Raw genomic sequence first — 26,943 nt, forward strand, 5'->3', positions numbered from 1 at the left:
GCAAAATGCAAGGACGCTAACACGCGCGGTACCACCTAGCTTGAGGAATTCCTCCAACTTAACATGCTAACGGCATGATCCGTTTACCATTACTAAAGATTTTTCACGGTAAAAGCTCAGGGAGGTAATTCATTCTTCTATTTGTATCGGTTTGCAGCAACCACCGACTCTCTAAAACAGGGATAGAAGTACTACTTATTCCCATCATAGCGATGAAAATATTAAAATTTTATTGTTTCGTATATATTATTTCTTTTTCGAAATAATATATACCCGAAATAAATTGCGCTTCGGAGTTTATTCTATAATTATTCCATTTTTACCATAAAACCTTTTAGATTGTCAATTACTTTTTTTATAAAAAAATGACAACATATACTGGTAAAAATAGAAAAATGTCGTAGCTTGTCATCTTTCATTAGTTGATTATGCTATAATTGTAGGTGATTTTAGGGGGATGATTTATGAAAAATGAGTCGAATAATTGGCTAGGTCGGTTAAGAAGCCTTACTACTCTATTCACACATAAAAGAACCGTCAAAAGCGCCAGAATTACGTACCAGGTTGTCTGGAATTTATCGCTATTATTTTTAATTGTTTTATTCATTGGTGGCGCATTTGCTAGTGGTGTCGGAGCAGGGTATTTTGCTTCTCTTGTAAAAAATGAACCTATTAGGCCATATGAGAATATGAAAAAGGATATTTACAATTATGAAGAAACGTCGGAGCTTTATTTCGCAAACGATGAATATTTGGGAACACTTCGTACCGATTTAGAACGTGAAGAGGTCCAACTAAAGGACGTTTCACAATTTCTTATTGATGCTGTCGTGGCAACTGAGGACGAATACTTCTACGACCACAATGGAGTTGTACCGAAGGCGATAATGCGTGCTTTATTCCAAGAATTCACTAACGCGTCAGTTCAAACTGGTGGGAGCACTCTAACTCAGCAGTTAATCAAAAACCAAATTTTAACGAATGAAGTATCCTTTGAACGAAAAGCAAAGGAAATATTGCTTGCATTAAGATTAGAGAAGTTTTTTGAAAAAGAAGAAATTTTAGAGGCGTACTTAAATGTTTCTACCTTTGGGCGAAACTCTTCAGGAAGAAATATCGCTGGAGTTCAAACAGCTGCCAAAGGGATATTTGGGGTCAATGCAAAAGACCTTAGTCTTCCTCAAGCCGCTTTTATAGCTGGTCTTCCTCAGAGCCCCTTCGGCTATACTCCTTTTACAAGGAAAGGAGAGCTAAAGGAAACCCTTGAGCCTGGTTTAACAAGAATGAAAACTGTATTACAACGCATGCATGATAAAGGTGCAATTACTAAAGATGAATATGAAACTGCCATTGCCTACGATGTGACCAAAGATTTCATTCCAGCTAAATCTAGTAGTATTGAGAAGTATCCATGGCTTACATATGAAATTGAAGATCGGGCAGTTGATATTTTAGCAAAGGTTTTAGCAGAGAAAGATGGATATGAGGAAAACGATTTAAATGAAAACAAAGAATTGAAGGAAGAATACTTAACATTAGCTAATCGAAATCTTCGTCAAAATGGTTATAAAATTCATTCAACGATTGATAAAAATATTTATGATGCCATGCAAAAAGCAAAGGATGAATACCCGTATTATGGTCCTGATAAACCACAACTTAAAAAGGATCCTGAAACAGACGAAAATATCACCGTTTCCGAACCAGTAGAGGTTGGAGCAATATTAATTGAAAATCATACTGGAAAAATACTCAGCTTTGTCGGTGGACGTGATCATAGTCGTGAGCAACTAAATCACGCTACAAATTCATTCAGGCAAAATGGATCAACGATGAAGCCACTACTAGTCTATGCCCCTGCTATTGAGTTAGGGAAAGCATCTCCTGGAACTGTGCTACCGGATGTAGCTTTAAAGCTTGATCCGACAAATCCTGAACCATGGCCAAGCAATTATGATTTAAAATACAGCGGAATGGTTTCTGCTCGTTATGCTTTGACTAAGTCCTATAACGTACCTACAGTTAAGCTATATAAAGATATTATTGATTATAGGCCAGCAGCATATTTAGAGAAAATGGGTTTTACCTCTTTGCATAAGCATGATTACACGAACCTTTCTACTTCAATTGGTTCGTTGGTTGAGGGAGTAACTGTTGAAGAAAATACAAATGCATTTGCGACATTCGCAAATAACGGTAAGTTTGTTGACGCTTATTTAATCGATAAAATTGTCGATAGTAATGGAGAAATTATTTTCGAGCATGAAACAAAAGAAGTAGATGTGTTCACTCCACAAACAGCTTATCTCACCATTGATATGATGCGTGATGTCATCAAGAGTGGAACCGCAGCATCCATAAAGAACCGCCTTAAGTTTCAAACAGATTGGGCAGGAAAAACAGGAACAGGTAATGAATTTATTGATTCTTGGTTTGTTGCAACGAATCCAAATGTAACATTTGGAATTTGGACTGGTTATGATACACCTAAATCTTTAAAAGCGAGTACAGGTGAATTAACCTACAGCTTACGTACAAATTACTTATGGGTTGATTTAATCAATGCTGCTTATGACCAAAATCCTGAGTTGATTGATCCTGATGAGCCATTCAAAATGCCAGGTGGGATTGTTAAGCGTTCATACTGTGCTATTTCTGGTCTACTACCTTCTGCTGTATGTGAAAGAGCCGGATTAGTCGAAACGGATATTTTTAATATGAAATACGCCCCGACTGAAACAGATTCCAGTTTAATTGAAGGGAAATTTGTTCGAGTTGGAGATAAAAAATATTTAGCGATGGAGTCAACACCAGATGAGTTTGCTGAATATGGTTTAATATTAAATCCGGATTTTATTAAAAATATTATTGGAAAAGATTTTCCAGACCCAGGACAGCTAATTCCGAAGCGAGATCGTTGGTCAAGGATTTTAGCACCTCATGACAAGATTGTTGAAAATGGGCAAGTACCAGACCCACCAACCATAACCGCAAATGGTAATATCATTTCATGGACACAGCACCCTGAAAGGGATGTTATTGGCTATAGAATTTATAATTCTAATTGGGAGGTTGTAGGTATAGTAAAAGCCGGTTCACCTTTAAATGTGAGTGTTGGAAATGGCACCTATTTTGTTGTAGCTGTTGATATCGATGGTCAAGAATCCTCTGCATCCAATATGGTAGTTCTAGGTCAAATTACTACTCCTACTAATGAGGACAACCCTATAGATGATCCAGAGGATGTTATAGATATCCTAGATCCCATACTAAATCGACCATAAACAGACTAAAAAGCCGCATCTATAAAGATGCGGCTTTTTGATTTTTTTTAGTCTTCCATTGTAGAAAGGTCTCCAGTTGGTAAATCCAATTCCCATGCTTTAAGTACACGACGCATAATTTTACCACTTCTTGTTTTTGGTAATTTATCACGGAAGTCAATCTCGCGAGGTGCAGCATGTGCTGCTAAGCCCTTCTTCACAAACTGGCGAATTTCTTCCTTCAGTTCATCTGTTGCCTCATAACCATCGCGCAAGGATATAAATGCCTTAATGATCTCTCCTCGAACTGGATCTGGCTTTCCGATTACTCCTGCTTCTGCAATAGCTGGATGCTCTACTAATTTACTTTCTACTTCAAATGGGCCAACACGTTCTCCAGATGTCATAATAACATCATCTACCCGGCCCTGGAACCAGAAATATCCATCTTCATCCATATAAGCAGAATCACCAGAAACATACCAATCACCTGGCATAAAGTATGACTCGTATTTTTGCGGATTATTCCAGATTGTCTGCATCATGGATGGCCAGCCCTTTTTAATGGCTAAGTTACCCATACGGTAAGGTGGAAGCTCATTTCCTTGATCATCAACAATCGCAGCTGTAACACCTGGAATTGGTTTACCCATTGATCCAGGCTTTATTTCCATAGAAGGATAGTTAGAAATAAGCTGTGCACCCGTTTCTGTCATCCACCAATTATCATGGATTCGCAAATGGAATACCTTCATTCCCCAACGAACTACTTCTGGGTTAAGCGGTTCACCAACACTTAAAATATGGCGGAGGGTGGATAAATTGAACTTCTTAATTACTTCATCTCCAGCTCCCATCAACATACGAAACGCTGTTGGTGCACTATACCAAACCGTCACACCATAATCTTCAATTACTTTATACCATGTTTCTGGCTTGAAACGCCCCCCTACGACTACATTAGAGGATCCTGTTAACCATGGTCCAAAAATTCCATATGATGTCCCAGTAACCCAACCAGGGTCAGCTGTGCACCAATAAACATCGTCATCCTTTAAATCCAATACCCATTTTGCTGTTTGATAATGCTGAATCATTGCATTATGGACATGTAATACACCTTTAGGTTTTCCAGTTGAACCAGAAGTGTAATGAAGAATTAATCCATCTGTGCGATTCACCCATTCAATTTTCAAATCCTTACTAGATTCTTTTAATCTCTTATTAAAATCTATATATTTACCTTGTTCTTCTACTCCATCTCCAACTAGGAAAATCGTTTTCAATTCAGATAATTCGGCAACTGGAACCCGCTCTAATAATTCGGGTGTCGTGATAAGGACCTTTGCTCCACTATCTTCTAAACGGTCACGAACTGCTCCCTCCATGAAAGCTTCAAAAAGTGGACCAACAATCGCTCCTAATTTTATTGCACCTAATACAGCAAAATACAATTCAGGTGAACGAGGCATGAAAATAAATACACGATCCCCTTTTTCTACATCACCAAAGGATTTCAAAAGATTACCCGCTTGATTTGAATATTCCTTCATTTCCTTATAGGTGTATTTCTCATTTCGTATTCCGTCCCGGTAATATAAAGCAACTTTATTTTTGCGATATGACAAGGCATGGCGGTCAATCGCTTCATAAGCCATATTAACTCTTCCAGTTTCATACCAGGAAAATTCTTTCTCCGTCTCTTTCCAATCAAATTGCTCGTACAAATCAGCATAATTTTGTAAATTATGTTCCCCTTGGATTACTGGCAGCGCTTCCACTTTCACTATTCTTCATCCCCTTTAACACTAATTCCAAACAATAAAACTATTATAGTATACTTTTACTGTATTCTCAATTTTTAAAATATTTAATTTGATATTTATGTAAAACAATCACCAAATATATGTGTATTTTGCAGAAAATTTTGTGAAAGCGCTTAAAAATAATAGATTTTATGTATAATATAATTATGATTGAACGTAGGGGTGAACAAATGGAACACAAAAAGATTTACAACGCGAAAGAACTAAAAACTCCACATGGGAATCTATTTATCGAAGGACCTATTACAGCTGAAAAATTAGCAGGATATGAGTTTCATGAACATCTTGTTGCCTTTAGACCACCTGCTCAGCAGCATAAAGCACTTGTTGAGATCGCAGGTCTTCCAGAAGGAAGAATAATTGTGGCAAGAAACCGTCACACGATTGTAGGTTATGTTACTTTCCTTTATCCAGACCCATTAGAAAGATGGTCAGAAGGAAAAATGGATAATTTAATTGAACTTGGAGCTATTGAGGTTATTCCTGAATATAGAGGTTATTCCGTAGGAAAAAATCTAATAAACGTAGCAATGATGGACGATGCGATGGAAGATTTTCTTATCATTACGACCGAATATTATTGGCATTGGGACTTAAAAGGGACAGGCTTAAATGTGTGGGAATATCGTAAGGTAATGGAAAAAATGATGAATTCAGGTGGTCTTGAATGGTATGCAACCGATGATCCTGAAATAAGCTCACATCCAGCTAACTGTCTGATGGCGCGGATTGGAAAAAGAGTGGATACAGATTCCATTCAAAAATTTGATCAATTACGATTTAAAAATCGTTTCATGTATTAATTCCATAGGGAGGAATTCGAAATGATAGTAGAAGAAATTATGAATTCGGATGTTGCCTATTTAACTCCTACAGATTCAATATCACAAGCGATTTTATTAATGGCAAGTAAAAAGATTCGCCATATTCCTATTATTGATCATCAAAAACATGTAGTCGGACTAATTACCGATCGAGATATTAAAGATGCTGCACCATCCATTTTCAGGGCTAATGACAATAAAGAGGACTTGGAAAAACCCCTTTCTTCCATTATGAAAGTAAATGTAATTACTGGGCATCCTCTTGATTTTGTTGAAGAAATCGCAGCGTTATTTTATGAACATAAAATAAGCTGTATGCCTATTATTAAAGACCAATGCCTTGTCGGAATTGTAACTGAAACTGATTTACTACACACATTAGTTGAGTTAACAGGCGCCCATCAGCCAGGTTCACAAATAGAAGTAAAAGTCCCGAATAAGGCTGGAATGCTTTTAGATATAACGGCAATTATCAAAAATCATAAAGCTAATATTCAAAGTGTACTGGTTTATCCTGACAAAAAAGATATTAACTTTAAAATTATTGTGATTAGAGTGCAAACGATGAATCCTGTTGCTGTGATTAAAGACTTGAAATTAGCTGGTCATACCGTGTTGTGGCCAAATCTTCCCGGTGTTTCATCATGACATCCGATTCCATTTTTATTTATTCGGATGATTTACTAAATTACAAGTTTAATAGTCATCATCCTTTTAATCAATTTAGACTTAAGCTAACATTAGACTTATTAAAAAAACATGGGGCTATCGAGGATCGTTTCATTATTCCTCCGAAAATAGCTACAGATGAGCAGCTTGCACTTATTCACGATGTAAGCTATATCCAAGCAGTTAAACAAGCTGGCAATGGCAACCTTGCACAAGAAATAGCTGAAAACTATGGATTAGGAACAGAAGATACTCCTATTTTTCCTGGAATGCATGAGGCGAGTTCCTTTTTAGTTGGTGGAACCTTAACTGCAGTTGATCAAGTCATGACAGGAAAAGCAAAGCATGCACTTCATCTTGGAGGTGGGCTTCACCACGGTTTTAGAGGTAAAGCCTCTGGATTTTGCGTCTACAATGATAGTTCTGTAGCAATCAAATATTTACAGGAAAAATATCAAGCACGTGTTCTTTATGTGGATACAGACGCTCATCATGGAGATGGAGTACAGTGGTCTTTTTATGATGATCCAAGTGTTTGTACATTATCGATACACGAAACTGGTCGCTATTTATTCCCCGGTACTGGAAATATCACGGAACGTGGTCAAGGAAAAGGTTACGGGTATTCTTTTAATGTACCATTAGATGCTTTTACAGAAGATGAATCCTGGCTCTATTCCTATGAAACATCTTTAAGAGAGGTCGCTGCGTTTTTTAAACCGGATGTCATTCTTACTCAAAATGGGGTTGATGCTCATTATCATGATCCTTTAACCCATTTATCTACGTCGATGAAAATATATCGAGAAATACCGAAGATTGCACATGAAATTGCACATACCTATTGTGATGGAAGATGGATAGCAGTTGGTGGTGGTGGCTATGATATTTGGCGTGTCGTACCTAGGGCATGGTCATATATTTGGTTAGAAATGACTGAAAACTTAAATTGTTCAGGTAGTTTACCTATAAGTTGGGTGAAAGAATGGCAACAAAAAGCACCTGTATCTTTACCGACAACATGGGAAGACCCAGATAATCTTTATCCTCCAATCCCAAGAAAATCAGAAATAACAGAGAAAAACTTTCAAACTGTTGAACGAGCATTGTATCCTATTCGAAATCATTCAAAAACTAGTTAAGAAGAGCACTTTATAAGTGCTCTTCTTAGGGAAAAACCAAATATATTATTTAGTCGATTGACGATGTTCAATCCGATGTGGAAGAACAACAATCTGCTCTTCTACTGATTCTTTATTCATATATTTTGTTAAAAGTCTCATCGCCACAGCACCAATGTCATACAGCGGTTGAACAACAGTTGTTAATTGTGGTCTAACCATTAATGCTAAACGGGTATTATCTGAACTAATTATTTCAAAATCATTTGGAATATTAAATCCTCTATCTTCTGCTCCATGGATAACTCCTAATGCCATTTCATCCGTTCCAACAAATATGGCTGTCGGTTTAACCGGACCTTCTAAAAGCTTTTCAAATGCTTCAATTCCAGAATCATACGTGTAGTCACCTTCTACAACAAAGTCCTCTCGATATGGGATCTCAGCTTGCTCTAAAGCACGCTTATAGCCTTTTAATTTCTTTTCACCATTAATAGGTTCTTGTAATGGTCCAGTTGCAAAGGCAATATCTGTATGTCCCTTTTCAACAAATTCTAAAACCGCATCATACGTTGATTCTTCATAATCAATATTAACAGACGGCATTGTGCCCGATTCTTCAATAGATCCAGCCAATACGATTGGGACAGGAGATTTTTTGAATTCTTCAACATGCTCTTGGGTAATATTACCTCCCATAAAAACAATGCCATCTACTTGTTTTCCAAGCATCGTGTTTAAGAGATGTAATTCTTTATCCTTGTTCTGATCCGAATTACTTAGGATAATATTATATTTATACATTGTTGCAATGTCTTCGATTCCTCGTGCTAATTCTGCAAAAAACATGCTTGAAATGTCAGGAATAATAACCCCAACAGTCGTTGTTTTCTTACTTGCTAATCCTCTTGCAACTGCATTTGGTCGATAGCCAAGGCGTTCAATGACATCTAATACCTTTTTTCGTGTTACTGGCTTCACATTTGGATTTCCGTTCACTACACGTGAAACCGTTGCCATCGAAACGTTTGCTTCTCGTGCTACATCATATATTGTAATATTCATTTCCGCCACTCCTTCAAACACTTTTCTTATTCTTTAGTTTATAGCAAATTATGTATAACTAATCATGATTTATGGTTTGTGATGTATTAAACAAAGTCATTATTTAATTTATCATACGACAAGCAAGGACAGGTCGCAATGAAATTCAATCTTTTTTGAAAAAATATTATAAAAAGACGTAAAAAGAGAAAACCTCTCACCATTGGCAAGAGGTTCAAAGCTTTTTATACACGAGCGTAAGCGAATGCCTTAAGCTCATTATAGAACTCATCAAATTGATCTAAATTCATTTGTTGAGCTGCATCTGATAATGCAACTGCTGGATCCGGATGCACTTCTGCCATTACACCGTCTGCCCCAATTGCTAATGCCGCTTTTGCTGCTGGTAAAAGAAGGTCTCTTCGCCCTGTAGAGTGTGTTACATCCACTAGCACAGGTAAGTGTGTTTCCTTCTTCAAAATTGGTACAGCTGAAATATCCAACGTATTTCTTGTAGCTCTCTCGTAAGTACGGATTCCTCGCTCACAAAGGATGATTTGTCCATTACCTTGGGCCATAATATATTCAGCAGCATTTATAAATTCTTCAATCGTAGCTGCAATTCCACGCTTTAATAATACTGGTTTATTTACAGCACCTGCTGCTTTTAATAATTCGAAGTTTTGCATATTACGTGCACCAATTTGTATAACATCAATATATTGACATGCTGTTTCAATATCGGCAGGATTCACGATTTCACTAATAACCGCCATATCAAATTCATCCGCTACTCTTTTTAAAATCTTAAGGCCTTCTAGCCCAAGACCTTGGAAATCATAAGGTGATGTCCTTGGCTTATAGGCGCCACCACGTAATAATCTTAAGCCTTTTTCTTTAACAGCTTTTGCAACAGTAGCTGTTTGTTCATAGGACTCGACCGCGCATGGACCGAATACGAAATGTGGAATTCCATTCCCAATTAACTCACCTTTTACATTTACAATCGTATCTTCTGCTTTTTTCTTACGAGAAACAAGCAATGCTTTGCTGTGGTCATCTTTTTGTAAGTCAAGTCCTGCTTTAAATATTTCTTTAAAAATATGATCTATTGTAGAATTTTCAAATGGTCCGTCATTGTGTTCTTTAATTAAATCCAACATACTTCTTTCTCGAACAGGATCGTATCGGTAGACGCCTTGAGTTTCCTTTGCCCGTCCTATTTCTTGAACAAGCTGTGCTCTCTCATTAATAAGCTTTAATAGCTCTAAATTTAACTCATCTACTCTTCCACGAAGCTGATCCAATTCAACTTTGCTCACTTTACATCCCGTCCTTTCTAGACTAATTAGAAATTATGTTGAAATAATCTCATAATTAGGCTTAATTATAATAGATTAATAAACCTTTGTCACGTTATTTTCGCTTTAATAATTAAACGCTTTTAAGTATTAAAGTGAAATATGCAATCACATTTAGCGCGTGCATTATTTATTCAAAAAAAAGCGTGTCAAAGGAAGTATTCATAAACCTTTTGACACGCATAAAATATTAGGCATTCTCTTTTAAAACTGAATTTAATGCAGAATTAGTTATTTTCCAGTGTGAGGCATGCCAATTAACATCTCCATTATTAAAGATGATTACTTGAGGAGATTCATGTTTAATATGGTAATGCTCAGCAATATACTCTGATACTGATCGTGCATCTTGCACTGTTAAAAAATAACAATTTTGTTCTGGGTGTTCATTAGAGAATTTTTCATACTCACCATAGGCTGCTTGGCTTATTGGACATGTTATGCTGTGTTTTAAAACAAATACTAACCCAACCCCATTAATTGCTTCAAGTAATTCTGATTGATTATTAATTTGTTTCATATATCCTCTCTCCTATCGTTTCGAAAAATTTGCTCCAGAACGATTACCCTTTTATTTTTTGCTCTTCTGCATCTAAAGCCCTTTGAGCTTCCTCAAGTTTTCTTTGAAGCTCTTCATGAGATGTTTGATAAGGTTCAATCGGAACATATTTAACTTCCGTAGTATGTTCTTCTTTTTCACTAAAATCCATTTCTTTATTCATCATCTGTTTTGCATGACTAGTTGTGTTTGAGAATAGTTTACTATCCTTTGCTACTGCTACAAGTTCACTACCTTTGCTTAACGTCACATCTTTAATATCATGGAAAGTACTGCGAATGTCCTTACCAGACTTTGGCGCTAGTAATAGAGCAGTAGCTGCACCAACGACTCCTCCAATTAGAGCACCAAGCAAAAAATCCTTTGTACCTGATTGTTGATTTTCCTTACTTCTTTCTTCCTGTGCTTCCGAGCGCAGATCTAGGTTACTCATTTTTTTATCCTCCTTAAAATTTTATCTTGAACGCAATCTTTGTAGCTCTATATCTCTTTTTTCTTCATTTAATTCCTGTTCTTTTTTTTGTTTTTTGGAATTCCATTTTTCCTTTATATCGATGAAAACATTACTCCATTGAACTACTTGAGAAATTTTATCTTTGTTTTGTTCAACTTGATGATCAAAGCTAGAGGTAATAGTTTTAAATGAATGATTTAATTTTTGTATAGTGGTTCCAACATCCTTAACAGCATCAACAACTGTATTTAAACTATTGGATTTAGATTGTAGATCGTCAGCAAGTGTATTTGTTTTTTGAAGGAGAAGTGTTGTCTCTTTTGTAACTCCCTCTAACTGGTCTTCGATTCCGGAAAGCGTTTTGGATACACCTTCTAAAGTTCCTTGGACTGCTTTTAATGTTTTTACTAAATAAATGACCAAAATAAAGAATGCAATCGCAATAATTGCAACACTAAATGAAATAATCATCTGCCTGTACACCTCTTTTTTTATTTTTCATTATAAATGATAAGCTCTTAGTATATTTTAACAGTATAGTGAAAATCAGTCATGCATTCAATTCCACAATTATATACTTTTTAGGTTAAAATAGAACTGTACACATAATTCGCATACATATGGAGGAAAAAATGAAAGATACTCGTATTGAAAAGCTAGCTAAAAACTTAATCAATTATTCTGTTCGTCTACAAAAAGGAGAAAAGGTATTAATTGAAAACTTTGGATTACAACGCGAGCTTGTGACTGCTTTAGTAAAAGAGGCATACGCAGCTGGTGGCTATCCTTTCGTTTCTTTAAAGGATCATCAAGTAGACCGAGCGCTTTTATTTGGAGCCGAGGAAGAACAGTATAATATGATGGCTCAATTTGAAGCGAATGTCATGAGCCAAATGGACGCCTATATCGGTCTACGTTCAGGCAATAATATAAATGAGCTGGCAGATGTCCCAGATGAGAAAATGAAAATCTCTGGTCGTACAATTGGCAGGAAGGTCCATAGTGAAATTCGCGTTCCAAAAACGAAATGGGTTGTTCTTCGCTACCCAACCTCTTCAATGGCTCAGCTAGCTAAGATGAGCACGGAAGGCTTTGAAGATTTTTATTTCAATGTATGTAATTTAGACTATGGCAAAATGGGCGACGCGATGGAAAGCCTGGTTGAATTAATGAATCGTACGGATAAGGTTCATATTACTGGACCTGGTACTGATTTAACATTTTCGATTAAAGATATCCCTGCAATTAAATGTGCTGGCCAGCTTAATATCCCGGATGGAGAAGTGTATACAGCACCAGTTCGAAATTCCGTTAATGGTGTTATAACCTATAATACTCCGTCGCCATACCAAGGCTTTACATTTGAAAATGTAAAACTTACATTTAAGGATGGAAAAATTGTAGAAGCATCTTCGAATGATTCTGAAAGAATTAACAAGATTTTTGACACAGATGAAGGCGCACGTTATATTGGGGAATTTGCAATTGGAGTGAACCCTTATATCCTTCACCCAATGCAGGACATTCTGTTTGATGAAAAGATTGACGGAAGCTTCCATTTTACGCCTGGTGTTTTCTACGATGTGGCACCTAATGGGGATACACCTAATATCCACTGGGATATGGTCAATATCCAACGTCCTGATTATGGTGGAGGAGAAATCTACTTCGATGATGTATTAATTCGTAAAGATGGCCGATTTGTTTTACCTGAATTAGAAGTATTAAATCCAGAAAATTTAAAGTAAAAAAATACGGGTCTGACATTATTGTCAGATCCCGTTTTTTTTTAAAGCTGCTTTTCATAGGCTTCTTGGAACTTTTGAATATCTCCAGCCCCCATGAAAATAATAACGCTAGTTTCATGTTTTTTTAAGTCGCTGGTATTTTCTTCTTTAAGAATTTCAGCTCCAGTAACTTTATTTTTCAAATCCTCAATCGAAAGCTTTCCGCGATTTTCTCGAGCTGATCCGAAAATTTCACATAGATATACTTGATCAGCGAGATTTAAACTTTCTGCGAAATCATCTAAAAACGTTTGAGTTCTAGTAAACGTGTGTGGCTGAAAAACGGCAACAATTTCCCGATTAGGGTATTTTTGTCTAGCTGCTTCTACTGTTGCTTTAATTTCAGTTGGATGATGGGCATAGTCATCAATAATCACTTGAGAGCCCACTTGCTTTTCAGTAAATCTTCTTTTAACACCTTGAAATGTCAAAAGGTGATCCTTAACAATTTGTGGATCTATACTTTCATAATGACAAATAGCAATAACTGCTAAAGAGTTTAAAATATTGTGATTTCCAAACGTAGGAATGGTAAATGTCTCAAAAAATGTATGTCTGACAAAAACATCAAAAGTCGTTCCTTCTGTAGACTTTATAATATTTCTTGCTTGAAAATCATTTTCCTCGCCAAATCCATAAAAAAGAACAGGAACCTTCGCCTGAACCTTTTGCAGTTGTTCATCATCCCCACATGCAATAATCCCTTTTTTAACCTGTAATGCCATCTCTTGAAAGGCTGAAAAAACATCTTCAACATTTGCAAAATAATCTGGATGATCAAAATCAATATTTGTCATGATGGCGTAATCCGGAAAATAAGAAAGGAAATGGCGTCGATATTCACAAGCCTCAAATACAAAATATTCAGCTGCTTCTTCGCCCTTCCCAGTTCCATCTCCGATTAAAAAGGAAGTAGGCTTTCCACCTTCCATTACATGAGCCAAAAGTCCAGTAGTAGAGGTTTTACCGTGAGCCCCTGTTACCGCAACACTTATGAAGTTTTGCATAAAATCGCCAAGAAAACGATGATATCGAACAATTGGCAAACCAAGCTTCATCGCTTCTTGAATTTCTTCATGAGAATCAGGGTATGCATTTCCAGCAATGATTGTCATTCCAGGCTGGATATTTTCCTTTTGAAAGGGAAGGATCTTTATTCCAGATTGTTCGAGGGCAACTTGAGTAAAAAAACGCTTCTCAACATCGGAGCCCTGTACTTCATATTTCATATCATGAAGAACTTGTGCTAATGCACTCATTCCAGAACCCTTTATACCTACGAAATGGTAAATAGTCATATAAAGAACCTCCAACCAACATCTTGTCGTAAAACAGTATATGATATTAGACTAAATTTGTTATTTTCTAAAAAAGGCAGGGTAACTCGTTGTATATACCCCTATTATATTTACACAGTATAACACCATTTAATTCCAAACACTATTTATTAGTTGCTAAAATTGTTTAATAGCAACTCGGAAATTTTTACTTATTTGATACTTATATTATTGTAAAGATGAACATAAAGAATACTATCATTTATATGAATGAACTACTAGTGTTTTCTTGGATTTGTTCAAGCGCTTCTTCGGTAATTAAGACATCGCGCGGTTTACTTCCTTTTGGTTCAGAGATAAATCCTTGCTGCTCCATCATATCAATTAATCGCGCCGCTCGATTGTAGCCAATTTTAAATCTTCGTTGGACGCTAGATGTTGACGCTCCACCTTGCTCAATGACAAATTCACAAGCTTCATAGAAAAGCTCATCCTCATCTTCAATGACTTGAGCTCTTTTCAAAAGCTCCTCTTGTTGGAACAAGTACTCTGGCTCCTGCTGTTTTCGAACATGCTCAACAACCAAATCAATTTCTGCATCCGATACAAATGTTCCTTGTAAACGAACTGGTTTAGAGGATCCGTTTTCTAAAAATAACATATCTCCTCTTCCAAGTAACTTTTCTGCTCCACTTATATCAATAATGGTACGAGAATCTATTTGAGAAGAAACAGAAAAAGCAGTTCTAGTTGGTACATTTGCCTTTATTAATCCAGTAATGACATCAACTGAAGGCCGCTGTGTAGCGATAATTAAATGAATTCCACAGGCTCTTGCCTTCTGTGCAATTCGACAGATGGACTCCTCGACATCTGCAGGTGACATCATCATTAAATCTGCCAGCTCATCAATAATAATAACAATAAAGGGTAGCTTATCTGAATATCGCTTATGCTGTTCTGCAATTTCATTAAAGCGATTAATATCCCTTACTCCAGTATGTGCAAATAGCTCATATCGTCTTTCCATTTCATCAACTGCCCATTTTAGTGCTGCAGTCGCTGCCTTCACATCGGTGATGACAGGACTAACCAAATGAGGAATATGATTATATGGGGCTAACTCAACCATTTTAGGATCAATTAATAATAGTTTTAACTCATGTGGACTTGCTTTGTAAAGTAAAGAAATTAGAATCGAATTGATACAAACACTTTTTCCTGACCCCGTTGCTCCAGCAATCAGTCCATGGGGCATCTTTTTTAAATCCGTTACAACAGGAGCTCCTGAAATATCTAGCCCTAATACAGCCGTTAGCGGAGATGAACTTTTTTGGAAGCTTTCAGTTCTAATAATCTCAGAAATTAACACAGGGCGGCTCTTCTTGTTAGGAACTTCAATTCCGATAGTGTGCTTTCCCGGAATTGGAGCTTCAATTCGTATATCCTTTGCCGCAAGACTTAGTTTAATATCATCTGATAGATTCGTAATTTTATTTACCTTTACACCTGGCTCCGGTTGAACTTCAAATCGAGTAACCGATGGACCTTGTGTAACATTAACGACATTGGCTCTTACACCAAAATTCTTTAACGCTTCATTTAGTAGATGCTCTTGATTTTCAATCCAATCGATATTCTCTTGAGCAAAACGTGTCATCGGTGGATTTAATAGTTCCATATTAGGAAAGATATATCCGTTTGATAATTGATTTGATTCGGTAATCTCTATTTCAGTCGTACTAACGACTTTTTCCTGTGAAATTGGAGAAAGCATTTCCTGTTGGACCGCTCGTTCGATTCTTTTTTGTTCCCATTTACGTTTGTCTTGATTAAGCATTAAAACATTAAATGGGAGATGAGATCGTTGAGTTGGTTTTTTTTCTAAATCTTCATTACGCGATTCCATTTCATTTTCTATTGGAAGATTTTCTTCTAATTCACCATCGGATTCAGATGTTATGTCTAATTCTTTTTCCAAATCCTCATTAAGTTCTTCTTGTAAGTAATCACTTTCTTCTATTTCGATTACGTTATCCTCGAACACTTCTTCCATGTATTCAGTTGATGAAGCATCTTCTTCATGGATAAGAGTAGCTGCTAGTTCTTCATGGTAAATGGTAGCCGGCTCCTCTTCATGATTAATGGTAGACACTTGTTCTCCATGGATGATGGTAGTCAGCTGCTCTTCATGGTTTATGGTAGCCGGCTGCTCTTCATGGTTTATGGTAGCCGGTTGCTCTCCATGGTTGATGGTAGCCGCTTGTTCTCCATGGTTTATGGTAGCCGGTTGCTCTCCATGGTTGATGGTAGCCGCTTGTTCTCCATGCTTGATGGTAGCTGGCTGCTCTTCATGGTTTATGGTAGCCACTTGTTCTGTGTTACTAACTGAAAAAATCCTCTGTTCGATTTCAAGTAGTTTTTCGTCACTTGTTAATTCAAACTCCACTACCTCAGTCTGATGTGGGCGTTTTGAAAATCCATAAATAGGAGACGGAATTTCCGTTGGGCGGAATGGTCTACTGCTCTTCTTAGTCACTTTTGTTCGTGTTTCTATCTTTTGCTCTAGTTTTTTAGGTTCACTTTGAGTTTTTTGGTCTTGCTGTTCCACATATTTAACAGGAATGATTTTCTCTTGTAGTTTCATTTCAGGCTGGATTTGTTCTTGTTGATTAATCTTTTTTTCATGTAATCTTGCATTCTTTCGTTCGCTTCTTTCATTAGCAAAAGGTTTTAGTGGCAAGACTTCTTCCTTATCAGAATTCTGGTTTCTTAGCTCTCTTTTTGGTCGAACTCGATTAGTTTGTTTTGGCTTGTTCTCTTTATTTGATAAGATTGGTGTAGTTTCTTGCCCCTTAGGATAATAATATGTAACCCTTGTTTCTAGTTCTTTTTTATCGTTCTTAATTTCTTGGTTATATTCCACAATTGACCTTTCATGGTCATAGATTTCATCTTTTTCTTGAAACATTTTTAAAAACTTATTTAACCAACTCAAAGGTATCACTCTTTCTACTCTTTTGCTTCTATCATCCTATTTTAACAGTTATTCTAGTAATTTCGACAAAAAACATTAAAATTAGCTAAATATGACCATGAATTTTTAAGAAAAAGGAAAAAAAGATCACCATGAGATGATCTTTTTACAAAGTAAGAAAGTTTAACTTTTTTTGACTTCGAGAATTGTCCAGCTCCAGCGCCCAGCGTCTAGTGGACTTCACTCCCCTTCCCTACGATAAGTCAACATCAAATCGCAAACAACGCGATTCGTGTTTCCTTTATCTCAGTCAGGGGAGCTCCAGTCCATACGCCGCTAAACGGGCGCTTCCGCTTTTCTTACATTCTTCGATTTTTCCCCAAAATAAACATTGGTTCCAAATCGCCATTTTCATAAGCAAAGGATAATGCAGTAATCGGAACCTTTCCACTTGCAAAGAAAGACATTGCCATTTGTGCTAACACATCATACCCGGTATTGTTTTGTATATCTGCGATAATTAATACATCTTGATGTGGAACTGCTAATACCATATTGCCGCTAATTTGACTTTGCATATGTTTTAAAAAGGAATCATTTAGAATTCTACTTGCGTCATACCCATCATTTGTAGAAAGGAAATAAAAAGTATTCCCTGCTACACTATCTTTTTTTACTTCTGTAGATAATGATCTCATGTTAAACAAGGCTGTTTCTTTTATATGCTTTGAAAGAATCCCCTCTTGTTCAAGCATCTTTTCATCAATTAACCGATATGACTGACCTAAATCAAGGGCATAATAGATTCGAGTTTCTGCCGTGTGCTCTTCTGTTACTAAGGGAACACCCTCACCCGTTTCAAGTGGAAAAGAAGTTGAACGAATAACCGGAAATATTCTTTTGTCATTTCCAGACAAGTTATTTTCAGTTCCCATTACTTTTAAACCTTCTTCTACGTAATAAACTACTTCGTCGATAGCTTGGTCTTTTTGTTGATGCCATTTTGCAACGATACCAGAAATTGCCACAGTTATTCCCTTACCTGTTCTAGCATTAACAATCCTTAATTCATCTTTTTCACGATTATATGTGAAAGACCGATTTGGCCCCTTTAAACGATTTTCTAATTCCTTTTTCATTTTAATACTATCCATTTTCATCACTATGACTCCTTTATTACGCTTTTATTCTTACCATTCTACATGAAAAAACCTTCGTCTGAAAGAAAGACGAAGGAGTTGAAGGTCTTTTTTATTTTAAGCCTTGGATAAATTGTTCAATTTCTTCCTGCGTTTTGCGATCCTTACTAACAAAACGACCTAACTCTATACCATTTTCATAGGCGATAAAACTTGGAATACCAAATACATCAAGCTGAATACAAAGATCGATAAATTGGTCACGGTCGACGTATATCCACTGATACTCAGAGAACTTAGCCTCAATCTCCGGTAAAACTGGCTCTATCACTCGACAATCTGGGCACCAATCTGCTGAAAAAAGAAAGACATGGCTACCGTTGTCACGAAGCTCTTCAAATTGTTCGATTGATTCTAATTTCTTCATATTTACTCGCATCCTTTTTAAAATAATTTATTTTTCATCTGATTTTACCGATACAGAATTGACGATTTCCATCATTTGGGCTGCTTCGGTTGCAAGACTGCTCGTTTTGACTTCTGAAGTCAATTTAACCCCACCAATTCCTACAGTTAACTCGTTTATGTCATCATTTAGTTTTTCTACTAAAAAGAAGCCAAAGTTTTCTTTATCTTCCCATTTTTGATCAACTTCAAATTCTTCATGTTGGTTTAAAGTTGATTTATATACAACATCACTTTGCCCATTTTCAAATTGATTATAAAATAATATATATGTCTTTGAGCCATTTTTTAAGATGACATTATTTGGAGATTCCTCGTCAATTTCATATCCAAAAGGCAGGTAAAAGTCAATATCTTGTGCTTCTTTATTCGCTTCTTTTGGTTTTTCATTCATTTGTTTTTGGACAGCCTTGATTGATTCTTCTTTTTGATCATCAAAGGATGCTTGGCAACCTAATAAAAGAAATATTGATAAAATTAATAATACCGCGAGTCTCATCCATTTTCCCCCTTAAAGGAAATTATCCACTATTTCTATGATACCGTGCTTATAAGTGGACAATCAACCCTAAAATGGACTTTTCGCCTATTTTACCCAGTTTCATAGTGAATTAGTCGGAATTTTTTCACTTTATTAATGAGCGATGATATTCATATTGACCTACTAACAATTTAGTTAAGTGGGTAAACATTTCGGCACGATCAATTTTTCCATTTGTGAAAATTCCAACCGCTCCTTCCTTTTTACGAATGTTTTGTTTATTCGTGTAATCATCCATTACTGGCCCAAGTTCTTCTCCATTCCGAAGACGTATCGCTATTTCTTCTGGTAAAAGAATTCTGGCTCCTCCTGCTATGATAGAGGAATGCTCATTAGAAGCAATTGCGCCCCAATTACATAGCAACAGCCCATAAGTGGTTTCTTGAACCCCCCCTTCAAGCCCAATGCCGATATCACCATGCCCTATTTTTATAGCACTTTCAGCCCGATTAAGCGCCCCTTTAATTGTTTCCTCATCGCTAAATGGCATTTCACTTACACCTGAAAATGCATTAACAGAAAAAAAATCGTAGTTGCCCTTAAATGCATGTTTGACTGCTTCAATTTTCGCTGGATTGTTTGAACCAATAATTATTTTCATAAATTACTCTCCAATTTATTTTTGGTATTCAGTGAATATGCACATCTATCCAATAACAAGATAAAAGGCATAGATTGTTCTATGCCCTTTATGCTTTGTTAACTATTTTGTTTAATACTCTCTACAGTCGTTTTATCACATGCTTTTACTAGCTTAACTAGCAATTCCTTTGCAGCTGCGTAGTCGTCTACATGAACGATGGAAGCTGCTGTATGAATATAACGTGAACAAATACCAATAACGGCACTTGGTACTCCTTCGTTGGAGGTGTGAACCCGACCAGCGTCTGTTCCACCTTGAGAAATGAAATATTGATATGGAATTTTATGCGTTTCTGCTGTATCTAAAACAAATTCCCTCATTCCGCGATGAGTGACCATTGAACGGTCTAAGATTCGAAGTAAAGTCCCTTTTCCTAATTGACCAAATTCCTTCTTATCCCCAGACATATCATTTGCAGGGCTAGCATCTAGAGCGAAGAAGATATCTGGATTAATCATATTCGCTGCTGTTTGCGCTCCACGTAAGCCTACTTCTTCTTGAACGGTTGCACCAGAATATAATAGGTTTGGCAGCTTTTCATCCTTTATTTCTTTTAAAAGCTCCACTGCCAATCCACAACCATAACGGTTATCCCATGCCTTCGCTAAAATTTTCTTCGAGTTTGCCATCGGTGTAAATGGACAGATTGGGACAATTTGTTGACCAGGGCGAATGCCAATTTTTTCAGCGTCTTCACGATCATCCGCACCGATATCAATTAACATATTTGAAATCTCCATTGGTTTACTACGTTTAGCTTCATCTAAAAGATGTGGAGGGATGGAACCAATAACACCTACAACTGGTCCACTATTAGTCATAATCTGTACTCTTTGAGCTAATAAAACCTGGCTCCACCATCCGCCTAACGTTTGGAAGCGAATCATTCCATTTTCGGTGATACCTGTAACCATAAAACCAACTTCATCCATATGTCCAGCCACCATTATCGTTGGTCCGTTTACATCACCTTTTTTCACTCCAAAAATACTTCCAATCTTATCTTGAACGATCTCATCAGAGTACTGTGTTAATTGTTCCTTCATAAACTTACGAACAAGATGTTCATTACCTGGTGCTCCCTGTAATTCAGTTAATGTCTTAAAAAGCTCTAACGTTTGCTCATTCATTTTTTTGGCTCCTTTTGTATTCTTTTGTAACTCGAAACATATGTATAAGTTAATTTTACAAAAACTTTGTACATATAACTACTATAAACTGAAAATTTCAATACATTTATTAAAATTTCAGTTGTGGATTCGCAACAGGCTTGTCAGTAGGCTATAATAATTACAACAAATTCCTTACATTAAGGAGGAATCAAAGTATGCGCTGGAAATCTTTTATCCTAGGTGTTGCTGTTGGTGCCATAAGTGGATATGCCACAAATAAATATATTTCTACACAGTCCTTCATTTCTGCTGAAAAGGTTCTTGAAGTTGCCAAAAATCGCTTTAAAGAACAAGGTCCAATTAGTGGTTCATGGATTCATATGAAGGTCGAACCTTTTCATAAAAATAATTTAACTTACCAAGTGTACAAGGGAGGAATCTCGAGAAACCCTTCTACTAGTGGTAAACGTGAGCAATTTGAATTTATTGCTGATGCTAAAACAGGGACATTATTGGAAGTTTACCCCATTTAAAAGAAGGGAAAATACCCCTTCTTTTTTTATTTAGGCTGTTTTCACAAAGATTGTTGCTTTTCGAACCGAGTTTAAACCCGTATTATTTATGGCTTCGTGGCATCTTTTCGTATCTTTTTAAAATTTTCGTGTGCTAGTCTTTTGTTTTGTTGCTTATGTTAGTAGCAATAGCAACAAAGTTTACGAAAAGAGCCTTTATTTGTGTCGAATAATGCTATCAGTTATAGTTCCCTGTTCATCCCACTTAACCGCTCGATAAATCGCATCATGATAAAAAATAAACCAGGCATTTTTGCTGAGCCCATAAGGAATCCAATCTTGCTTTGCTTTAATTGAATTCATCGGATAATCGTCATAGGCCATCACCCAAAGTGCAGGTTTATGAGCATGAGTTGGCATTAAATCTGCCATGTGAATGATTGTTTCTTGTCCGTCTTCTAATAGTAAAATGGAATGACCATCACTATGGCCACCAGTATGAATTAACTTTATCGGTCCAAGCTCCCAATCATTTTCGAACGTTTCAACTTGTGTCTCAATCGCTTGCCAATTTTCTTTCCAGTATGTATTTATGGAACGGATATTTGGATTTTTCATTTCGTTCCACTCAATACTTGAAGCAATAATTCTTGCCTTTGGAAAAACGGATACATATTTCCCGTTCACAAGCTTTGTAAGCCCACATGCATGATCAAAATGGAGATGTGTCATTAATACGATATCAATATCCTCTGGCTTTAATCCCAATGCTAGCAAATCCTCTTCTAAATGAGATTCCTCGACAACACCAAAGTTTCGTTTTTGTTTGTCTGTTAGTTTCCCCTTCCCGATTCCTGATTCGATCAGAATGTTTTTACCATCCCATTGAATGAGGATTGGATCGGTTCTAAGTTCAATTTGATTTTTTTCATTACATTCGTATTTTCTTTCCCATAAGGGTTTAGGAACAACTCCAAACATTGCTCCCCCATCTAGATTCGTAACCCCACCCGAAAGCCAGGTTAACCTTATCTGTCCAAATTGAAGTGTATCCATCTATTCTTCCCCCTTCGTACTTTAATTTTAACATTTTCAATATTTTTTAAAAAATATTTCGAATTTTTTACAAAAAAGACCAACCCCACAAGTGGAATTGGCCTCACAAATTTTATTTTTTACGGTATTTAACTTCACTACGATAAATTCGACTACCTTTATTAGAAAACTTCTCTTCATACTCAGTCATAATATTTCCTATAAAATCACTTTGGTGAAGATCCAAGCTTACATATGTTAATAATAGACCATATTTCGAAAAGCTTGTTAACGAATATTCAAACAGCCCTTGGTTATCTGTTTTAAAATGAATTTCCCCTTCATCTACGAGAATATTTTCATAAACACGTAAGAAACTATCAAAGGTTAAACGTCTTTTTTCATGGCGTACTTTTGGCCATGGATCAGAAAAGTTCAAATAAACTCGATCAACATCGCCTTTAGCGAAATATTTTTCTAATTCAGCTGCATTCACATTCAATAACTTTAAATTAGGTAGCTCTTCTTCGATTAATTTATCTAATGCACAGACAATGATGCTCTCTATAAGTTCAATACCAATATAATTAATATCTGGATTTGCTTTTGCCATTCCAGTAATAAAACGACCTTTACCAGTCCCAATTTCTATATGAAGAGGTTGATTTTTCTCAAAAACCTCAAACCATTTTCCTTTATGTTGCTCAGGGTTAGCAATTAAATATTGAGGGTATTCGTTCATTCTATCTTTAGCCCAAGGCTTATTTCTCTGTCTCATTTAGACACTCCTTGTCAAACGTTTTCGAGTCAAATCCTATCATGCATAAAAACATGTTGCAAGTGCAAAATGGATACAATTTATTATTATCGTTTTACCGTATAAACAAGAAAAAGAACTCACAACCTAAGTGTGAATTCTTTTTTGCAGAAAGGTGACAATAATCATGCCCTTAAATTACAACGATCAAGTAAACCTACTAAAGGATATTTTAAACAATCATCAAACCGATTGCTGCGGGTCTGTTGCCGAATGCGAGCAGCTTGAAAGATTGATTAAGTCCTTAATGGTTAATAACGAGATACATGATAATGTAAAAAATGTTCTTCAAGAAATTTACACCTATAGTCAAGATGGAGTAAATACTGGCAACCTAGATGATCATATAACCACTAATCAAGAACAGTTGGCTAATTGGGTCAATGACATTGATCAGTTCTCTTAGAAAATAACGTCTAAGTAGTTAATCCATTTATTCATCTCATCAAAACGGTTTTTGCTTTTATACCATTGAATCGAATTTAAAGTTTGCGCATAAACATACCAACGCATCCGAAGTTTTAAATGCTCAGTTAACTTAATCCCATATAAATCAAGCCAATTTACCCAGTCTTCTTTAGGGATATACCAGTACAATAGTTGACCTAAATCAATGGCAGGATCAGCTATCATAGCTTCGTCCCAATCAATTAAATAGAGCTCACTTTGCTCCGTTAAAAGCCAATTATTATGATTTACATCGCTATGACAAACAGTAGTTTCTTCAGACGGGATATTTTCAAGTTCACTATTTAAAAATTCCAAAGAACGAATTACAGATGGAATCGTTAATAAATCAATATCAAGCCCTTCTTCCATCGTACGAAGGAGGGTTTCTGGTTGTAAAGGTGATTTACCAAGACGCCTCAGCATCCCAAGTAACGGCTTGGAACGATGGATTTTTTTCAGAAGCTTCGCCACCTGATCCGCATTCATTTCAGACGGTTTTAATTCTCTTCCGTCCATCCACTGCTGCGCAGAAATGACGTCACCATTTTCTAATCTTTTCGTCCAAACAAGTTTTGGGACAATTCCTTCTGCTGATAGAACAGCTAAAAATGGTGAAGAGTTACGTTTTAGAAACAGCTTTTGCTCTTCAAATTGAGCAAAAAATGCTTCACCAGTTGCGCCGCCAGCAGGAACAATTTCCCACTCTGTCCCCAGTAAATAATCCAAGATGGTTCACCTTCAATGTGTGCAATTTACAATTTTGTTGAGGCATAAAAAACAAAAAGACAGCTATTGATACAATTTTCGACAATAGCCATCCTATAGATTTTATCTCTAATTGACATTTTTCGTCAAGACCTAAAAAGAAGAAGTGACTGATTCATCTCAATTTTCCTATTACAATTGCACTTATTGGTTCAATTGTAATAGAATTTTTTTCAAGCTGTTTAAATGCTGTGCGTCCCACTTTTTCGTGATTTAAGAGCATTTGCCATAGACCATCAGGAGCTAACTGAACCGTTTCACAGCTATTTAACGGATTGAAAATAACAATTATTTCCGACCATTCACCATAACCCTTTACTCCTTTTAACCGATAACCTAAAAGAGGCTCCTTAAGGGGTAACCATTCCAAATGGGAACGAATTTGACTTGTCGTTCTTAAGCGAAACGCTTGGTGTGACTTTCTAAGCTCAATAACCCCTTTAATAAACTCTACATCTTGGATAAATTTTTGTTTACGTTCCCAATCTAATTGATTGATTCCATCTGGAGAATTGTAACTATTTCCTATTCCACTTTTTGTTCGAAAAAATTCCTGGCCACTATGCAAAAAGGGGATACCTTGCGACAGTAATAAAATCGTCGTTGCTAAACGATGGTACTTTCGAAGAACTTCTTCACTATCGCCATTGACAATCTTATTAAATTTATCCCACATTGTATGGTTATCATGCGATTCCAGATAATTAACAGATTGACCTGGTTCAAGAAAAATGCCTTTCTCTTTTTCATTTAAAGAAATACTACCAGCTATAACCATTTTTGTTTGGGCTAAATTCCCATTACCACCCATTGCATACCCTTTAACACTTAGACTAAAGGTGCTTCCTTTAATAACATCACGAAACTGGTCGTTAAATTGAGCAATTCTAGGTAGCTGAGCTTGATTTTTTATCGTCGCTTTTTTCTCTGCTAATAGAGGAGTATTTAATTCCCACCCTTCACCGATGAGTAAAAAGGTTGGGTCAATTTGATCAGTTAGTTTCCGAATTGAATTCATCGTTTCGACATCTAAAATCCCCATTAAATCAAAGCGTAATCCATCGATATCGTACTCTTGAGTCCAGAAATGTACCGAATCAAGGATGAATTTTCTAACCATTAAACGCTCTGAGGCAATATCATTCCCAACTCCTGTTCCGTTTGAAGGCATTCCGAATTCATCATGTCTAAAATAATATCCCGGTACTATTTTTTCAAAAGAGGAAGCTTCACGATTGTAAACGTGATTATATACAACATCCAATATGACACGTATTCCCTGTTGTTGGACTGAATGAATGAGCTGCTTTAATTCCATTATTCGAGAGTAGGGGTCTGAAGGATTAGTAGCGTAGCTCCCTTCTGGTGCATTAAAGTGAAGTGGATTGTATCCCCAATTATAATCGCTGTAATCTCCTAGTTCATTTACACCTTCAAAGTCATTTACAGGAAGAAATTCAATATGTGTAATGCCTAATTCCTTTAAATAATCTAATCCAGTTTTACCAGTTTCGTCACTAAAGGTTTTTAATTCGCAAGCACCGATATACTTCCCTTTATGTTTGACACCACTTTTAGGATGAATCGTTAAATCACGAATATGAGTTTCATAAATGATGGCGTCAACTGGATGTTCAAAAGGGGGGAGGACCGGTTTAGGTGTCCTTGTTTTCTCCAGATTAACAATCACCCCCTCGGCCCCATTTGCAGTCACTGCTACTGCATAAGGGTCAACAGCCTCTCTCCATCTTAAATTTACACAAACTAGAAATGTATACTTGTAGCCTTCCAAATCTTTATCCTCTGTCACCTTCCAGATACCTTTTTCTTCTCGAAGCATCTCAATGATTTCTTGCTGTCCATTTGGTGAGGTTAGCTTCAACTTTACACCAGTTGCCGTTGGTGCCCAAAGTTTTACCATCGAATAATGCGGTTGATATGTCACCCCTAAATCCTGTCCATTATAAAAGAAAAGCGTATCAAACTCTGAGGTTCTTATAACGGCACCGATTTGTAAGTCAGTTTGATTATGATGTTCGTCTATTATCCAATAGGTTTGACCAAAATCTACTGTATGTGGTAGTACACAAATATACTTTATCGACTCTTCAAGAACCATTTTTTCTTTTATGAAGAGCGGTTTATTTTGATCTCCAATCATAATAAAAAACAAACTAGAGAGCCCCTCATGATAGGAAAAAGGAAGAAGAATCGTGATTACACTCATTTCATCTAGGTAAGCATAAAAATCCCGCTTAATAGAAATCACTATAGTTCACTCCTTTTCTTGCAATATTTCCGT

24 protein-coding genes and 1 other annotated feature are annotated in these 26,943 nt (G+C 36.4%); of the genes, 7 read left to right on the plus strand and 17 right to left on the minus strand.

The genetic code is table 11. The annotated features are described in order from the left end of the window. Positions 1-6: 6 nt before the first annotated feature. Positions 7-217, minus strand: a binding site (T-box leader). Positions 218-464: 247 nt separating this feature from the next. Beyond that, positions 465-3,284, plus strand: a complete 2,820-nt coding sequence (locus LRP83_RS13175) for a transglycosylase domain-containing protein (protein WP_230497164.1) — start codon at positions 465-467, stop codon at positions 3,282-3,284. 47 nt (positions 3,285-3,331) lie between these two features. Here the strand turns inward: LRP83_RS13175 and acsA are convergent, their stop codons facing one another. Continuing rightward, on the minus strand, positions 3,332-5,050 hold the full coding sequence (gene acsA / locus LRP83_RS13180; protein ID WP_230497165.1) for an acetate--CoA ligase: 1,719 nt from the start codon (positions 5,048-5,050) through the stop codon (positions 3,332-3,334). A 209-nt stretch (positions 5,051-5,259) separates the two neighbouring features. On the opposite strand from acsA, the gene LRP83_RS13185 reads away from it, so the two are divergent. The 3 genes from LRP83_RS13185 to LRP83_RS13195 are packed head-to-tail and all read left to right on the plus strand — an operon-like array spanning position 5,260 to position 7,724. Beyond that, positions 5,260-5,892 (plus strand): GNAT family N-acetyltransferase, encoded by a 633-nt coding sequence (locus tag LRP83_RS13185; RefSeq protein WP_230497166.1) that lies wholly within the window; start codon positions 5,260-5,262, stop codon positions 5,890-5,892. 21 nt (positions 5,893-5,913) lie between these two features. Continuing rightward, entirely contained in the window at positions 5,914-6,561 is a 648-nt protein-coding gene (locus tag LRP83_RS13190) for an acetoin utilization AcuB family protein (RefSeq protein WP_230497167.1), read from the plus strand. Then, positions 6,558-7,724 carry an acetoin utilization protein AcuC gene (locus LRP83_RS13195; RefSeq protein ID WP_230497168.1) on the plus strand — a complete coding sequence of 389 codons (1,167 nt, stop codon included), beginning with the start codon at positions 6,558-6,560 and terminating at the stop codon, positions 7,722-7,724. The genes LRP83_RS13190 and LRP83_RS13195 overlap by 4 nt, the downstream gene beginning before the upstream one ends. 45 nt (positions 7,725-7,769) lie before the next feature. On the opposite strand, the gene ccpA is transcribed toward LRP83_RS13195, so the two are convergent. The 5 genes from ccpA to LRP83_RS13220 all read right to left on the minus strand — a co-directional run bounded on the left by ccpA (position 7,770) and on the right by LRP83_RS13220 (position 11,592). After that, a complete protein-coding gene (ccpA, locus tag LRP83_RS13200; protein WP_230497169.1) occupies positions 7,770-8,768 on the minus strand; it encodes a catabolite control protein A in 999 nt (332 codons plus the stop codon). 224 nt (positions 8,769-8,992) lie between these two features. Further along, positions 8,993-10,069 carry a bifunctional 3-deoxy-7-phosphoheptulonate synthase/chorismate mutase gene (locus LRP83_RS13205; protein WP_230497170.1) on the minus strand — a complete coding sequence of 359 codons (1,077 nt, stop codon included), beginning with the start codon at positions 10,067-10,069 and terminating at the stop codon, positions 8,993-8,995. 229 nt (positions 10,070-10,298) lie between these two features. Beyond that, positions 10,299-10,628, minus strand: a complete 330-nt coding sequence (ytxJ, locus tag LRP83_RS13210; RefSeq protein WP_230497171.1) for a bacillithiol system redox-active protein YtxJ — start codon at positions 10,626-10,628, stop codon at positions 10,299-10,301. A 43-nt stretch (positions 10,629-10,671) separates the two neighbouring features. Then, on the minus strand, positions 10,672-11,100 hold the full coding sequence (locus LRP83_RS13215; RefSeq protein ID WP_230497172.1) for a YtxH domain-containing protein: 429 nt from the start codon (positions 11,098-11,100) through the stop codon (positions 10,672-10,674). A gap of 21 nt (positions 11,101-11,121) precedes the next feature. Beyond that, the gene (locus LRP83_RS13220) at positions 11,122-11,592 is read right to left on the minus strand and encodes a DUF948 domain-containing protein (protein WP_230497173.1); all 471 of its coding nucleotides are present in this window, start codon (positions 11,590-11,592) and stop codon (positions 11,122-11,124) included. A 161-nt stretch (positions 11,593-11,753) separates the two neighbouring features. Between LRP83_RS13220 and LRP83_RS13225 the strand changes: the two genes are divergently transcribed. Then, entirely contained in the window at positions 11,754-12,869 is a 1,116-nt protein-coding gene (locus LRP83_RS13225; protein WP_230497174.1) for an aminopeptidase, read from the plus strand. 41 nt (positions 12,870-12,910) lie between these two features. On the opposite strand, the gene murC is transcribed toward LRP83_RS13225, so the two are convergent. The 7 genes from murC to LRP83_RS13260 all read right to left on the minus strand — a co-directional run bounded on the left by murC (position 12,911) and on the right by LRP83_RS13260 (position 21,080). Further along, positions 12,911-14,206, minus strand: coding sequence for a UDP-N-acetylmuramate--L-alanine ligase (gene murC, locus LRP83_RS13230; RefSeq protein WP_230497175.1), 1,296 nt, complete (start codon positions 14,204-14,206; stop codon positions 12,911-12,913). A gap of 241 nt (positions 14,207-14,447) precedes the next feature. Then, a complete protein-coding gene (locus tag LRP83_RS13235; protein WP_435531356.1) occupies positions 14,448-17,183 on the minus strand; it encodes a DNA translocase FtsK in 2,736 nt (911 codons plus the stop codon). A gap of 338 nt (positions 17,184-17,521) precedes the next feature. Further along, positions 17,522-18,322: a DUF1444 domain-containing protein gene (locus tag LRP83_RS13240; protein WP_230497176.1), complete on the minus strand. Its 801-nt coding sequence runs from the start codon at positions 18,320-18,322 to the stop codon at positions 17,522-17,524. Between the two features lie 91 nt (positions 18,323-18,413). After that, entirely contained in the window at positions 18,414-18,740 is a 327-nt protein-coding gene (locus tag LRP83_RS13245) for a thioredoxin family protein (protein WP_494337129.1), read from the minus strand. A 15-nt stretch (positions 18,741-18,755) separates the two neighbouring features. Further along, entirely contained in the window at positions 18,756-19,265 is a 510-nt protein-coding gene (locus tag LRP83_RS13250) for a hypothetical protein (RefSeq protein WP_230497178.1), read from the minus strand. A 127-nt stretch (positions 19,266-19,392) separates the two neighbouring features. Then, a complete protein-coding gene (locus tag LRP83_RS13255; RefSeq protein ID WP_230497179.1) occupies positions 19,393-19,908 on the minus strand; it encodes a DUF84 family protein in 516 nt (171 codons plus the stop codon). A gap of 98 nt (positions 19,909-20,006) precedes the next feature. Further along, entirely contained in the window at positions 20,007-21,080 is a 1,074-nt protein-coding gene (locus tag LRP83_RS13260; RefSeq protein ID WP_230497180.1) for a M42 family metallopeptidase, read from the minus strand. Positions 21,081-21,277: 197 nt separating this feature from the next. Between LRP83_RS13260 and LRP83_RS13265 the strand changes: the two genes are divergently transcribed. Continuing rightward, entirely contained in the window at positions 21,278-21,595 is a 318-nt protein-coding gene (locus LRP83_RS13265) for a PepSY domain-containing protein (RefSeq protein WP_230497181.1), read from the plus strand. 195 nt (positions 21,596-21,790) lie between these two features. On the opposite strand, the gene LRP83_RS13270 is transcribed toward LRP83_RS13265, so the two are convergent. Beyond that, a complete protein-coding gene (locus LRP83_RS13270) occupies positions 21,791-22,630 on the minus strand; it encodes a YtnP family quorum-quenching lactonase (protein ID WP_230497182.1) in 840 nt (279 codons plus the stop codon). Between the two features lie 112 nt (positions 22,631-22,742). Beyond that, positions 22,743-23,387 (minus strand): tRNA (guanosine(46)-N7)-methyltransferase TrmB, encoded by a 645-nt coding sequence (trmB, locus tag LRP83_RS13275; protein WP_230497183.1) that lies wholly within the window; start codon positions 23,385-23,387, stop codon positions 22,743-22,745. 166 nt (positions 23,388-23,553) lie between these two features. Here trmB and LRP83_RS13280 point away from each other — a divergent pair, with 166 nt between their 5' ends. After that, complete coding sequence (locus tag LRP83_RS13280; protein ID WP_230497184.1) at positions 23,554-23,832, plus strand: YtzH-like family protein; 279 nt, start codon at positions 23,554-23,556, stop codon at positions 23,830-23,832. On the opposite strand, the gene LRP83_RS13285 is transcribed toward LRP83_RS13280, so the two are convergent. After that, complete coding sequence (locus LRP83_RS13285) at positions 23,829-24,602, minus strand: phosphotransferase family protein (RefSeq protein ID WP_230497185.1); 774 nt, start codon at positions 24,600-24,602, stop codon at positions 23,829-23,831. The two genes, LRP83_RS13280 and LRP83_RS13285, sit on opposite strands and share 4 nt — an antisense overlap. 154 nt (positions 24,603-24,756) lie before the next feature. Beyond that, positions 24,757-26,910: a type I pullulanase gene (gene pulA / locus LRP83_RS13290; RefSeq protein ID WP_230497186.1), complete on the minus strand. Its 2,154-nt coding sequence runs from the start codon at positions 26,908-26,910 to the stop codon at positions 24,757-24,759. Positions 26,911-26,943: the final 33 nt, after the last annotated feature.

Origin of the sequence: Pseudoneobacillus rhizosphaerae (assembly GCF_917563885.1) — a bacterium.
In the GTDB taxonomy this organism is placed as follows: Bacteria; Bacillota; Bacilli; order Bacillales; family Cytobacillaceae; genus Pseudoneobacillus; species Pseudoneobacillus rhizosphaerae.